This window comes from Anoxybacillus tengchongensis, from assembly GCF_014201585.1.
GTDB lineage: Bacteria > Bacillota > Bacilli > Bacillales > Anoxybacillaceae > Anoxybacillus > Anoxybacillus tengchongensis.
The window spans coordinates 81,768-93,782 of the sequence record NZ_JACHES010000004.1 but is presented as its reverse complement, the minus strand read 5'-3'; the positions used below and the strand labels follow the sequence as shown (position 1 = coordinate 93,782).

Sequence of the window (12,015 nt, the reverse complement as noted above, 5' to 3'; positions counted from 1 at the left end):
GAGGTGATCGCATGCTGATTGAGGATTTATTCAGAGCGCCCTGGCATGAGCGAGCATTGGCGGAGTTGGCCAAAGGAATGATGACCGATGAACAGCTTTTGGCGGCGATCGTCAAAGACTGGGAAACCAGCGATAAGCGTAAATGGATGGTGATTGGCGAGCGATATTATCGTACGAAAATGGACATCGAGAAAAAGCAACAAGACATTACTTGGCGTTCGAATCAAAAGCTGGCTCATGATTTTGTGAAGAAGCTCGTCAATCAGAAAGTCGGATACTTGCTTTCGAAGGAGCCGACGATTGCTACCGAGAATGTACAGTATCGCAAACTCATAAAAGACATGTTCGATAAACGGATGTTGAAAACCATTAAAAATCTGGGGAAGGAAGCGATCAATAAAGGGATCGCTTTTTTATATGTGTACATTGACGAAAAGGGCGAGCTGGCTTTTAAAAAAATTCCGAGCGAGCAAATTATCCCGTTCTGGAAAGATAACGACCATGAAGAAATTGTGTCGTTTATCCGTGTATATGAAGAAGTGGTGTACACGAACACGCAAAAGCAAAAACAGAAGAAAGTGGAGTATCACCATCCGAAAGGCATTAAGTATTACGTCCTGCAAGCTGACTCGCTTATTCCAGACGTGTTAGCTGGAGTAGAAACAAACTATCACTTCACAATCAACGAGAAGCCGTATTTGTGGGAGCGTATGCCGTTAATTGCGTTCAAGTACAATGAAGAAGAGCAGCCACTTATCGACTGTATCAAGTCATTGATTGACGATTACAACTTGCAAGCTTCCGTAAATGCAGATTTACTTGCAGACATCCCGAATTTCATTTACAAGCTTGTGAATTATGGCGGCGTTGACTTACAGGAATTTTTAAACGATTTAAACCGATACCGTGCAGTGAAGCTAGATGAAAACGGCAATGTGGATAAACTCCAAGCTGATTTACAGACAGACGCGGTCGAAAAAGAGTTATTGCGTATTCGTAAAGCAATCTATGAATTTGGGCGCGGTGTCGATACGCAGGATGAGAATTTGGGCAATGCCAGTGGCGTGGCGCTGCGATATCGATACTCGGACTTGGACATGGATTGCAACATCCTTGAAACCGAGTTTCAATCGAGCCTAGAACAATTGATTTGGTTTATCGATCAATATTTGCTGATAACAGGAAAAGGTGATTTTACAAATGAGCCAATTTCATTCATCTTCAACCGCGACATTATTATCAATGAGTCTGAGGTCATCGCCAATTGCCAGGCGTCGGTTGGTATTCTCGATGATCAGACGATTCGTGAAAATCATCCGTGGTATACGGAGCTAGTGGAAGAACGATTGAAGAAGCAACAGGAACAAGAGCGAATGTATAACGGTTATCAAGGAGCGTTTCAGCAGCAAATGAAAGATGGGAACGTGAATGAGTAGCCGAGAATATTGGGCGCAACGTGCGGCGCAAAGGGAACAGGAAGCACAGCTGATTGCAGAAAAATATCTGGCGCAGATGCAACAACGACTGAAAGAAGCACAGCGAGATATTTTGCATCAGATCGAAGCGTTTTATGCTCGGTATGCAAACGATAATAAGATTTCGCTTTTTGAAGCAAGGAAGCTCTTAAACTCTCAAGAGCTCGAAGAATTTAAAAAAGTCGATCTTGAACGGTTTCGCGCCATGGCCCTTGAGGGGAATCCACAGTATGAAAATTTGTTGAATGCAATTAGCTATCGTGTTCGGATCTCGAGACTGGAATTACTTTTGGCGCAAATTGAAATGACGATGCTGCATTTATATGGCGGTAAAAATGGTTTGCAAGAGTACGTATATACAGGGCTAGTCGATGTATATCAGAACTCGTACTATCATTTCATGTATGATTTTGCGATGACCGGCATCCCGACAAACGTTCAAATACTTGACGACATCACCATGCGTGAAGTGATGTCGTACAACTGGAGTGGGAAAGAATTTTCCGAGCGAATTTGGGGCCATGAGCAAGAAACGATGCGACAAATCCGAAAGTCACTCGAACAGAGCTTTATTATCGGCCGTTCGATTGACAAAACAGCAAAAGAAATTGTAAAAGTAACGGATGTGGCATACTCGCGTGCTGAAGCGCTAGTGCGAACAGAAGCAAGCTTCTTTCATAACTTGGCGGCGCACAACAGCTATCGTGACTCAGGAATGGAGAAATACGAAATTTTGGCCACGCTCGATATGCGAACGTCGGAGATTTGTAGATATCAAGATGGGAAGGTTTATAACGTAAAAGATTACAAGCCTGGCACGAACGCACCACCGTTTCATGTGCGCTGCCGAACGACGACAATTCCGTATTTCGATGAATCGGAGTATACGAACGGTGAGAAACGCCAGTCGATGAATGGGTTGGTGGATTCCATGACATATGAGGAATGGTCTAGTAAGTTCATACCAAAATAAATAATTCCCTCGTCTTTTTAGCATTTGTAGACGTTAAAGAACAAAGCGGTTCGTGGCCGTAACCACGTAAAAAAACGTAACCAGGAGGGAGTAAACATGAAACGTGAATTTCTCGAAAGCTTAGGACTGGAGAAAGAAACGATTGATAAAATTATGGCCGAGCACGGGAAGTCGGTGGAAGCTCACAAGACAAAAGTCGATGAGTTGAAAGCCAACCTTGATGATATGAAAAAGCAGCTTGAGCAGCGCGATAACGATTTAAAACAACTAAAAAAGCAAGCTGAAGGGAATGAAGAACTACAAGCTAAGCTCGCTGATTTAGAAAAGCAATATAAAGACGAGAAGGCGGCATATGAGGCGAAAATCAAGGAAACGCAACTCAACAGCGCGATTAAACTAGCAATCAACGGAAAAGTGCATGACACCGACTTGGTTGCGTCGCTTCTTGATAAAAATACAATCGAACTCGATGAACACGGCAATATCACAAAAGGACTGGAAGAGCAGTTAAAGGCGTTGCAAGAAACCAAGTCCTTTTTATTTGTGCCTGAAAACAGCAATCAACTAAAAATCACAGGTATCAAACCAGCTGAAGGCAGTCCGACTGGTGGCGATCCAGACGATCCGTTCTTAGCTGGATTTAATTCAATTTAATGTAGGAGGTAATGAACTATGCCAATTAACTATGCGGAGAAGTATGCACCATATGTAGATGAACGTTTTAAAAAGCAAGCTCTTTCGAATGGGGCAGTAAACCAAGACTTGGATTGGGTCGGAGTTGAAACGGTGAAAGTATTCTCGATTCCAACCGTTCCAATGCGTGATTACTCTTTAACAGGAATGAATCGATATGGCGTTCCTGAAGAGTTGCAAAACAGCGTACAAGAAATGAAAGTAAAGCGCGACCGCGCATTTACGTTCACGATCGATAATAAATCGAAACAAGATACAATGGGTGTCATGGAAGCAGGGAAGGCGCTCGCACGTCAAATTGACGAGGTAGTTGTCCCAGAAGTGGACATCTATCGTTTTGCGGTCATTTGCGCGAATGCTGGGACGACAGCGACAGCGCCAATTACAAAAGACAACGCCTATGAGGCGTTTTTAGATGCAACAACAACACTCACAGACTTAAAAGTGCCTCTTGTCGGGCGCGTGGCGTACATTGGAGCGAATTTTTACAAGCAAATTCGTTTGGATCCATCTTTTATCAAAGCATCTGATATTGCACAAGATGCATTAATGAAAGGGCAAGTCGGTCAAATTGATGGGATTCCGTTAATCACCGTTCCATCTTCGTATTTACCAGCGAATGTCGAATTTTTCATTACACATCCGATGGCAACAGTGGCGCCGATTAAATTGACTGACTACGTGACGCATGAAAACCCACCAGGCATTAACGGTACGCTTGTAGAAGGTCGTATTCGTTACGATGCGTTCGTATTCGAGAACAAAAAGAACGCCATTTACGTGCACAAAAATGCGTAAGGGGTGATGGGGCATGAAGAAATTTAAAAAAGGCGATGAAGTGTTAATCGCAACAAACGACGTACAAGAAGATGCCTTTAAAAATGCTGGATACGACGAAGTGACAGAAGAAGAAGCGAAAAAAGGAACGAAGAAAGCAACAGAAAAGGCAGCTGAATGACAATGGCGGTGCTTGATATTGTCAAAACTAAGCTGGACAATCCACCATCAGATGATCGCTTGGTTGTATACATTGATGAAGTAGGCCAAGCGATCAAAATGTTTTGTAATCGCGATGACATACCGGACGAACTGCGGTATGTCCATGCGAACATGGTGGTTGATCTCATTGGTCTGAAGCAAAAAAATGCCCCCAATGCTGAACCAGCTGTTCAATCCATCAAAGAAGGGGACGTGCAAGTCACGTTTACGGCTCATGAAAAGAGCCAAGGCGAAACAGAAGTAGATACCATTGTTCATTCATACAAGCATGCGTTATATAAATTTCGCAAAATGAGGTGGTAGCATGTGGGCACAGGACATCTTTCTCAAAGCCAAGCCTGCGGTCGAACGGCTGTATGATCGGACAGCTACCATCCAGCGATATGAGGCGTATCAGAAGCCAAACGGCGCCGATGGAATGCAATGGGTGACAAAGCATGAAAACGTGCCTTGTCGCCTTTCTACTGTCGGCATGCAGACGTTAAATAACGCATCGCAAGGTGACGTAAACACCATTCAGTATGATGTCAAAGTCTTGTTATCTAGCGACGTTGACGTACGCGCTGGCGATGTTTTTTTGATTGATAGCGTCAAATATGAATCGGCGAAAGAACCGTTTGTGTATGTCACCCACCAAGAAGTATTGCTTATTCGAAAGGGTTATGCATAATGGGCTATGAGTTTAGTGAAGTCCGATTGTTGAAACAGCAATTAGTAGAGTTGAATAAAATCGCTCATCAAGTGCAAATGAAGGTAGCCCAACGTATTGCGCAGTTGGCCATTCGGAAAGTGAAGAAGTTAACCCCTGTTGATACAGGGAACTTACGAAACAACTGGAAGTATTATGTGATGAGCAAGGGCGATACGATATATATTCACATTTACAATCAAGCTGAGTATGCGTCGTTTGTGGAAAATGGACATCGTATTGTGGTGGCTGGACAGACCGTCGGCTGGGTAGAAGGCCGGTTCATGTTGAAATTGACGATGAACGACATGCAAAAAATCGCTCCAAACATGTGGCAACGGGAGATGGAAAAGGAGATGAGGCGGATCTTTGGAGATTAAAACGCTCATCATTCAGCAAATCAAAGAGGTTTTCGGAAATGTCAAAGTATACGACGAAAAAGTCAAGCAGGGGCTTCAAACTCCTGCTTTTCTTGTACGTATGATTCAGTCTGAACAAGAGAGAAAGTTGAAAGGTCAAGTGTGGCGGACGTATTCATGGAATGTTGTGTATTTTCCGCAATCAACAGAAGTGGATGGCGAATGCGACAACGTGTTTGAAACGTTTCAAACGGAATTTCAGTATATCGCCAACAAATATCATGTGCATCGATTAGAAGGAGTAAAGCAAGATGATGTGCTTGTCATTACATTCGATGTGTCGGCACGACTACAAGAGGTGACGACCGAAACGAAGATGCAGATGTTAGGAGGTGTTTGGATTGGCCAAACAAACTGAAAAACAAGGGCGATATGGAAAATTAGCTTTTCTTCGTGCACCAGAATACGCAAAAGACCGCCTATTGCTCGAAGTATTGCTGGATGATACAAAAACGTACACGAAAGAAGAAGTGGATTCATTGTTAAATGAATGGAAAGCGAAGGAGGTTCAATAATGGCAGGTGGGACATGGAAGACGCAAAACAAAGTTCGCCCTGGCGCGTATATCAATTTTGAAACGAACAGTTTAAACACGACGGTGCCTGACTCCAATGCAATCGTGGTGATTCCAGTTAAGTTAGACTGGGGAGAGACAAGAAAATTTGTGAAAGTTTCGCCGAACACGAAGTTTAAAGAAGTATTTGGCAAAGATTTAAGCGCAATCGTTCCGATCCGTGAAGCGTTTAAGGCGACAAGTCAAGTCGTTGTCTATAACTTAAACAGCGAAGGAACAAAAGCAACAGCAACGGGTGGTGGATTAACAGCGACAGCGAAATATGCGGGCGTGGACGGAAATAAAATTTCGGTTGTCGTTACAGCAAATTTAGACGGAACCGCGACAGTGAAGACATATTTTGACGGGGCGGTTGTCGATACGCAAACGGTAGCTGCCATTGCTGATTTACAGCCAAACGCATTTGTTTCGTTTAGTGGTCAGCTGCCGACATCGGATGTGACACTAACGCTTGCTGGAGGAACAACAGGAACGGCAACAAACGATGCGTATGCTGAATTTGCGGCAGGATTGGATACGCAAGAATTTAAGGTTGTTGCAGTTGGTACGGACGATTCGACGGTAAAAGCTTTGTTGACATTGAAAGTGAAAGAATGGCGTGCTAATTATGGTAAAAACGTAACATTAGTGACGAACAATTACAATACTGCGGATCATGAAGGTGTAGTATCTGTTTTAAATGGTGTCACGTTGGAAGGCGGTGAGAAATTAACGGCTAAAGAAGCACTGTATTGGTATGCGGCGGCATATGCGAGCGCTGGCACAAATTCATTAACGTATGCCGAGTATCCTGGTGCGATTGATTGCGAGCGGAAAACGCATGAAGAAATTGAACAAGCGTTAAAAGATGGCCACATCATCTATACGTTCAATCGTGATGCCGTTGTTGTGGAGCAAGATATTAACACGTTCCGTTCATTTACACCAACAAAAAATCAAGACTTTCGTAAAAACAAAATCATTCGTGAAATGGATATTGTTTCGGACAATACGCAGTATATCTATTCCAAATATTTTATTGGAAAAGTGAACAACAACGGGGACGGACGGAACTTGTTTAAAAAAGAAGTGATGAAAACCGTGTTAGATCCTCTCGTGCGAGTCGGCGCTTTAGAGCCCTACAATCCGGATGAAATTGTCGTTCAGCAAGGCGATGAGAAAGATGCGGTACTTGTGAACATGGGTCTGAAATTTGTTGACGCCATGGAAAAACTCTACATGACAGTGGCGTGCAAGTAATAAACGGAGGTGATCAATATGCCACGTGTAATGGAATCAAAAGACGCGATCTCGTCGAAGGAAGGGACGCTATACATTACGATCGACGGGAAGTCATATGAGTTTGCGGAAATTATTAAATTCGATGCGACGATTGAATATATCAAAGCTGACGTGAAACGTGTAGGCGCTCGTATGAACGGAAGTAAAATTGTCGGGGCGAACGGAAAAGGAAACATGACATATTACTATCATCGTCCAGAAATTCGCGCTATGGCATTGGAATATTTGCGGACAGGAAAGGCGCCGATTTTCGATGCAATGCTCGTTAATGCGGATATTACGAGCGCGGCAGGCAAGCAGACGGCGATTATCAAAAATATCGTACCAGACAGCACGCTTGTTGCTAAACTAGATGGCGATTCCGACGATGTGTTAAAAGATGAAGTGTCGTTTACGTTCGATGATTTCGACTTGTTAGACCAATTTAAAACGATTAACTAAGGAGGAGCCATATGAGTAAGTTTAAGGCGTTTTTAAAGGGGAATGTGAAACAATACGAAAATGTGGAATTGAAATTGGAGCGTTTTGACGAACCACTTGTATTGCGCCCGTTGACTGCGGGCGAAGCTGATGCAATCAACGAACGTTGCTTCAAATTCCGCCCAGGCAAAGGCGGTAAAATGGAACGTGTCTTTGATGTGGTGAGATATAACCGTGAAATTTGCGTAGCGTCGATTGTGTACCCTGACTTGAACGATCGTGAGTTGCAAGAGTCTTACGGTGTGTTGGGCGCGGACAAGCTGTTTGCTGAAATGTTTCTTTTAGGAGAAGCGAACCAAATTCTTGAGAAGGTCACAGAAATTTCTGGGCTTGATAAAACAATGGATGAAGAGGTAGAAGAGGCAAAAAACTAATTGAAGAAGGTGGAGAGGCATTTTATGCGCATATTGCTCTCCACCGTTTTCATTGGCGCCCTCGTGAGTTTTTGGAGATGGACCAAAAAGAAAAAGCGTTTGTCATTGCAAGCATCCAAATTGAATTGAAAAAAGAAAAGGAAGAGTATGACCGCATAAAAAGTAAGATGAGGGGGTGAGCGAATGGCTGGGGTTCAAACAACGTTGGCGTTAAATGACAAATTGACAGGACCACTCATGAAAATGATTCGTGCGATGGATGCGACCATTCGCGTCATGGAAAAGATGGATTCGACCGCAACTCGATTAGATACCAAAGGATTAGCGAAAGCACGAAAAGCGATTGCGAACGCATCGGCCGATTTGGAACGATTAATGGTTGCATCCAAACAGGCGGATAGCTCTTTAACGCCACTCGGCTCCAAATTTGCCAACTTACCTCCGCCAGTCAATCGGGCGACGAGTGCAGTAAACAATTTCTTTGCAGCATTCGCCGGTGCCACTGTAGCTTATATTTCGATCGCGTCCCTAAAACAAGGATTTCAAACGTTTGCAAATGCTGCGGATACTTATGCGTCCACGTATGCACGATTATCAAATATTAACGATGGTTTGCAGACACAGATGCAGTTGCAAGAAAAAATCTATCAAGCTGCACAAAGAAGCCGAAGCGGCTATATCGATATGGCGAACTCGGTCGCAAAATTAGGGTTGCTGGCAGAAGATGCTTTCAAAAGTAATGATGAAGTAATTCGATTTTCTGAGTTAATGGGTAAAGCATTCACCGTATCCGGCGCATCGACATTTGAGCGTCAAGCTGGTATGTATCAGCTCACTCAAGCGATGGCGGCAGGAAAATTGCAAGGTGATGAATTCCGTTCCATTATGGAAAATGCGCCGATGCTTGCACAGGCAATCGCTGATTTTACAGGGAAAACAAAAGGTGAACTAAAAGAAATGTCGGCAGAAGGAACGATTACAGCTGACATTATTAAAGCTGCTCTGTTCAAAGCGGCAGACGACATCGAAAAGAAATTCAAAAACATGCCGTTAACATTCGGTGACGCGATGACTATGTTTAAAAACTGGTCACTTCGCGCGTTTGAACCGTTGTTGATTCGATTTAACCAGTTTGTCAACTCCGATGCGTTCGCCACAATGGCGGAACATGCGATGTTTTTTGTCAAAGTTTTTATTGCAGGAATGGATCTCGCCTTTGACACGTTGGAGTTTTTCTATCGAATGGTCGGAGCTGTAGGACGTTTTTTCGAGGAAAATTGGTCATGGATTGCGCCAATTTTAACTGTAATTAGCTCTGTTTTAGCTGGGATTGGCGCGATTTTGCTTGGTGTTGCGGCGAAATGGTTGGTAGTGCAAACAGCTACAATGATTGCTGCTGCGGCGCAATGGGTTTACAACGCGGCTATGCTTAGTTCCCCAGCCACGTGGGTGTTGTTGGGTATTATTGCGTTGCTTGCTTTGGTTATTTATGCGACGGTAACTTGGGCGGATCAAACGGCTGTGGTGATTGGATTCATTACAGGGTTGTTTGCTGCGTTGGGGGCTTATATTTGGAACATCGTCGCGAATATTTGGAATGCGTTTGCGATGGTTGCTGAATTTATTATGAATGTCTTTTTCGCCCCTGTATATGCGGTGAAAAAGCTATTTTACGACATGGTCAAAATGGTCGTGGACAATATGGCAACTCTTGCTGGTTCATTTGAGACGGCTGCGAGCTTTTTAGCAAAAGTATTTGTTAAAGGAGCAAATATCGCCATTGGCGCGGTTAATGGTTTAATCAAAGCCCTAAACATGATACCGGGTGTGAACATTAGCACGATTGGCAAGTTGAGTGCTGGTTCGGTAGGAAGTATATCCAATGGGCTTAAAAACTTCGCGGCAAACCTTAAACCACCAACAAGTAGCGAATTTACGGTCAATATTCCGAGAATGAAAATGTTGAATATTCCACAAGCGTTCGCGGCGGGGAATGCAGCAGGGATGAAATTTAGCAAGAACATGTCGGAGAAGCTTTCTGGAATAATGGAAAAAGCAAAAGCGTTAGTTCCTAATGGCAAAACAGAAAATCCATTCAAACAATCTTTGGGAAGCCAACTAGCCAATAGCCCAGGAATGAAAAATCCTCTAGCGAGTGGAAAAGACGACAAAAATCCGACGGGTGGTAAGTTGGATAAGGTCGGGAAAATTGATGATGAAATCAACATCGCTGAAGAAGATTTGCAAGTATTTAAAGAACTGGCGACGATTAAGTCGATTCAGAATTTCATCACATTAACGCCGACTGTACAAGTTAAGACGGGCGATATTCGAAATAACGTCGATGTTGACCAGCTCGTTCGTCGTTTCGAAGAAAGCATGATAAATGAAATCGCCCGATCGGCAGAAGGGGTGTATGCGTGATGGAACGTGCTATTTATTTTCATGTAAACGATAACGAAATGTTTCGTCTGCCGATTAACCCTGAAAAAGTGAGTGTGAGAACAGAAGGGGACGGGGAGGAGTTTACAATTGCAAAGTTAGGGCGTGTAAACGTACCGAAAGATAAAAAGTTGTCGAGCTTCTCTCTCGAATCCTTTTTTCCTGCACAACCTACTCATTATTCAGGAACGGTGTTTAAGGAACCGAAATACTACATTGACTTGCTGGAAAAATGGATGACCAATAAACAGCCGGTGCGCTATATTTACGTCAACGGCTCTTTTACAATCAATGAACTAGTGACGATTGAGCGCTTTGAATATGACGAATCGTTTGGTAGTGAGGACGTGAATTTTTCACTTGAATTAAAGACATATGTGCCGTTTGGTCCGAAAAAGATGCAGGTAGTCAAAAAACAAGCGTCATCTTCTGTTCAAGTCTTGAAGAAAAACGCACCAACTCGCCCGAATACAAAGCCAAAACCGACAACGTACACGTTAAAAGCGGGCGATAATCTTTGGAAAGTAGCAAAGCTTTATACAGGTAACGGCAACCGATATCCAGAACTACAAAGGTTAAACGGGATTAAAGACAGCCAGTTGCGAAAACTACCAATCGGATTAGTGTTAAAAATACCTGCAGATTGGGTGAAATGATGGAAGTATTGATTGATAATCGCGATGGTACGGTATGGGGCGTGCCTGTTTCAAGCGTGCAATGGAAAACAAGTCGAATCGGAAAAGCTGGAACGTTGGATGCGAAATTAATTCTTGAACAACCAACAAAATTCCCTGTCAATAGTGGAGCGATTATCCGTGTAACTGATGGGCAACACAAAATTTTTTACGGATATGTGTTTGAAACAGGATTTAATACGAGTAGTGAATTTCACATAAAGGCATATGACCAATTGCGATATCTCATGTACAATGACACGTTTGTGTTTTCTGCTACTACTGCCACGGCCGGTATAAAGAAAATTGCTACGGATGCAGGTTTGAAAACCGGAACGTTTGAAGAAACAGGGTACAAAGTTCCAGCAATGGTCGAAGACAACAAAAAAGCGCTCGATGTGGTAGCGAAATTTTTGGACTCTACGCTAATTGCAACGAACAGAAACTATGTGTTGTTCGATAATTTCGGGAAATTAGAGCTGCGCAATATCAATAACATGGCTATTCAAGCAGACGACTTCTACATTGGGGAAGAGAGTCTGCTTTTTGATTTTGATTACAAAAAATCAATTGACGAAGAAACATATAATCGCGTCAAAATCGTACAAGACAACAAAAAAACAGGGAAACGTGAAGTCTATATTGCCCAAGACAGCGCGAACATTGCGAAATGGGGACGATTACAAGAGTTTCGCAAAGTTGATGAAAAGATGACGGCCGCGCAAATTAAAGACTTGTTGGACAAGTTAATTAAGTTGCGTAACCGTGAAACGAAATCATTGAAACTCAACTGTCTTGGACATTGGAAAGTGCGCGCAGGTTGTTTTGTTTTTGTATTCATTGAAAAAATCGGTGTTAGACAATATTTTCTCGTCGATGAGTGCACGCACAACTGGGAAGGCGGCGTGCATACGATGACGTTAGACCTGAAGGTGATCTAATT

At 43.2% G+C, this 12,015-nt stretch carries 16 protein-coding genes; all 16 read left to right on the top strand.

What is annotated here, in order from left to right:
• Positions 1-11 precede the first annotated feature (11 nt).
• The gene (locus tag HNQ82_RS05915; RefSeq protein ID WP_183247987.1) at positions 12-1,436 is read left to right on the top strand and encodes a phage portal protein; all 1,425 of its coding nucleotides are present in this window, start codon (positions 12-14) and stop codon (positions 1,434-1,436) included.
• Positions 1,429-2,448, top strand: coding sequence for a minor capsid protein (locus HNQ82_RS05910; protein ID WP_246348919.1), 1,020 nt, complete (start codon positions 1,429-1,431; stop codon positions 2,446-2,448). Before HNQ82_RS05915 ends, HNQ82_RS05910 begins: the two co-directional genes overlap by 8 nt.
• A 96-nt stretch (positions 2,449-2,544) precedes the next feature.
• Complete coding sequence (locus HNQ82_RS05905) at positions 2,545-3,102, top strand: phage scaffolding protein (RefSeq protein ID WP_183247985.1); 558 nt, start codon at positions 2,545-2,547, stop codon at positions 3,100-3,102.
• 18 nt (positions 3,103-3,120) lie between these two features.
• Positions 3,121-3,939 (top strand): N4-gp56 family major capsid protein, encoded by an 819-nt coding sequence (locus HNQ82_RS05900; protein ID WP_183247983.1) that lies wholly within the window; start codon positions 3,121-3,123, stop codon positions 3,937-3,939.
• Positions 3,940-3,952: 13 nt separating this feature from the next.
• Positions 3,953-4,099, top strand: coding sequence for a hypothetical protein (locus HNQ82_RS05895; protein WP_183247981.1), 147 nt, complete (start codon positions 3,953-3,955; stop codon positions 4,097-4,099).
• Entirely contained in the window at positions 4,096-4,443 is a 348-nt protein-coding gene (locus HNQ82_RS05890) for a head-tail connector protein (RefSeq protein ID WP_246348917.1), read from the top strand. The genes HNQ82_RS05895 and HNQ82_RS05890 overlap by 4 nt, the downstream gene beginning before the upstream one ends.
• A gap of 1 nt (position 4,444) precedes the next feature.
• Complete coding sequence (locus HNQ82_RS05885; RefSeq protein WP_183247979.1) at positions 4,445-4,810, top strand: hypothetical protein; 366 nt, start codon at positions 4,445-4,447, stop codon at positions 4,808-4,810.
• Positions 4,810-5,208: an HK97 gp10 family phage protein gene (locus HNQ82_RS05880; RefSeq protein WP_033020556.1), complete on the top strand. Its 399-nt coding sequence runs from the start codon at positions 4,810-4,812 to the stop codon at positions 5,206-5,208. The genes HNQ82_RS05885 and HNQ82_RS05880 overlap by 1 nt, the downstream gene beginning before the upstream one ends.
• The gene (locus HNQ82_RS05875; protein ID WP_183247977.1) at positions 5,198-5,605 is read left to right on the top strand and encodes a phage tail terminator family protein; all 408 of its coding nucleotides are present in this window, start codon (positions 5,198-5,200) and stop codon (positions 5,603-5,605) included. The genes HNQ82_RS05880 and HNQ82_RS05875 overlap by 11 nt, the downstream gene beginning before the upstream one ends.
• Complete coding sequence (locus HNQ82_RS05870) at positions 5,589-5,762, top strand: hypothetical protein (RefSeq protein WP_183247975.1); 174 nt, start codon at positions 5,589-5,591, stop codon at positions 5,760-5,762. Before HNQ82_RS05875 ends, HNQ82_RS05870 begins: the two co-directional genes overlap by 17 nt.
• Entirely contained in the window at positions 5,762-7,060 is a 1,299-nt protein-coding gene (locus HNQ82_RS05865) for a phage tail sheath subtilisin-like domain-containing protein (RefSeq protein WP_183247973.1), read from the top strand. Before HNQ82_RS05870 ends, HNQ82_RS05865 begins: the two co-directional genes overlap by 1 nt.
• A gap of 18 nt (positions 7,061-7,078) precedes the next feature.
• On the top strand, positions 7,079-7,543 hold the full coding sequence (locus HNQ82_RS05860; protein WP_183247971.1) for a phage tail tube protein: 465 nt from the start codon (positions 7,079-7,081) through the stop codon (positions 7,541-7,543).
• An 11-nt stretch (positions 7,544-7,554) separates the two neighbouring features.
• On the top strand, positions 7,555-7,956 hold the full coding sequence (locus HNQ82_RS05855) for a phage tail assembly chaperone (RefSeq protein WP_171699950.1): 402 nt from the start codon (positions 7,555-7,557) through the stop codon (positions 7,954-7,956).
• 183 nt (positions 7,957-8,139) lie between these two features.
• Complete coding sequence (locus tag HNQ82_RS05845) at positions 8,140-10,380, top strand: tape measure protein (RefSeq protein WP_183247969.1); 2,241 nt, start codon at positions 8,140-8,142, stop codon at positions 10,378-10,380.
• Positions 10,380-11,054, top strand: a complete 675-nt coding sequence (locus HNQ82_RS05840; RefSeq protein ID WP_183247967.1) for a LysM peptidoglycan-binding domain-containing protein — start codon at positions 10,380-10,382, stop codon at positions 11,052-11,054. The genes HNQ82_RS05845 and HNQ82_RS05840 overlap by 1 nt, the downstream gene beginning before the upstream one ends.
• Positions 11,054-12,013 carry an XkdQ/YqbQ family protein gene (locus tag HNQ82_RS05835; RefSeq protein ID WP_183247965.1) on the top strand — a complete coding sequence of 320 codons (960 nt, stop codon included), beginning with the start codon at positions 11,054-11,056 and terminating at the stop codon, positions 12,011-12,013. The genes HNQ82_RS05840 and HNQ82_RS05835 overlap by 1 nt, the downstream gene beginning before the upstream one ends.
• Positions 12,014-12,015 lie beyond the last annotated feature (2 nt).

What these genes read in the sequence shown, in the direction of transcription:
- HNQ82_RS05865 (WP_183247973.1), top strand. Translation starts at nt 5,762, where the DNA reads ATGGCAGGTGGGACATGGAAGACGCAAAACAAAGTTCGCCCTGGCGCG.
- HNQ82_RS05840 (WP_183247967.1), top strand. Translation starts at nt 10,380, where the DNA reads ATGGAACGTGCTATTTATTTTCATGTAAACGATAACGAAATGTTTCGT.
- HNQ82_RS05915 (WP_183247987.1), top strand. Translation starts at nt 12, where the DNA reads ATGCTGATTGAGGATTTATTCAGAGCGCCCTGGCATGAGCGAGCATTG.
- HNQ82_RS05885 (WP_183247979.1), top strand. Translation starts at nt 4,445, where the DNA reads ATGTGGGCACAGGACATCTTTCTCAAAGCCAAGCCTGCGGTCGAACGG.
- HNQ82_RS05845 (WP_183247969.1), top strand. Translation starts at nt 8,140, where the DNA reads ATGGCTGGGGTTCAAACAACGTTGGCGTTAAATGACAAATTGACAGGA.
- HNQ82_RS05905 (WP_183247985.1), top strand. Translation starts at nt 2,545, where the DNA reads ATGAAACGTGAATTTCTCGAAAGCTTAGGACTGGAGAAAGAAACGATT.
- HNQ82_RS05900 (WP_183247983.1), top strand. Translation starts at nt 3,121, where the DNA reads ATGCCAATTAACTATGCGGAGAAGTATGCACCATATGTAGATGAACGT.
- HNQ82_RS05890 (WP_246348917.1), top strand. Translation starts at nt 4,096, where the DNA reads ATGACAATGGCGGTGCTTGATATTGTCAAAACTAAGCTGGACAATCCA.
- HNQ82_RS05835 (WP_183247965.1), top strand. Translation starts at nt 11,054, where the DNA reads ATGGAAGTATTGATTGATAATCGCGATGGTACGGTATGGGGCGTGCCT.
- HNQ82_RS05910 (WP_246348919.1), top strand. Translation starts at nt 1,429, where the DNA reads ATGAGTAGCCGAGAATATTGGGCGCAACGTGCGGCGCAAAGGGAACAG.
- HNQ82_RS05860 (WP_183247971.1), top strand. Translation starts at nt 7,079, where the DNA reads ATGCCACGTGTAATGGAATCAAAAGACGCGATCTCGTCGAAGGAAGGG.
- HNQ82_RS05895 (WP_183247981.1), top strand. Translation starts at nt 3,953, where the DNA reads ATGAAGAAATTTAAAAAAGGCGATGAAGTGTTAATCGCAACAAACGAC.
- HNQ82_RS05880 (WP_033020556.1), top strand. Translation starts at nt 4,810, where the DNA reads ATGGGCTATGAGTTTAGTGAAGTCCGATTGTTGAAACAGCAATTAGTA.
- HNQ82_RS05855 (WP_171699950.1), top strand. Translation starts at nt 7,555, where the DNA reads ATGAGTAAGTTTAAGGCGTTTTTAAAGGGGAATGTGAAACAATACGAA.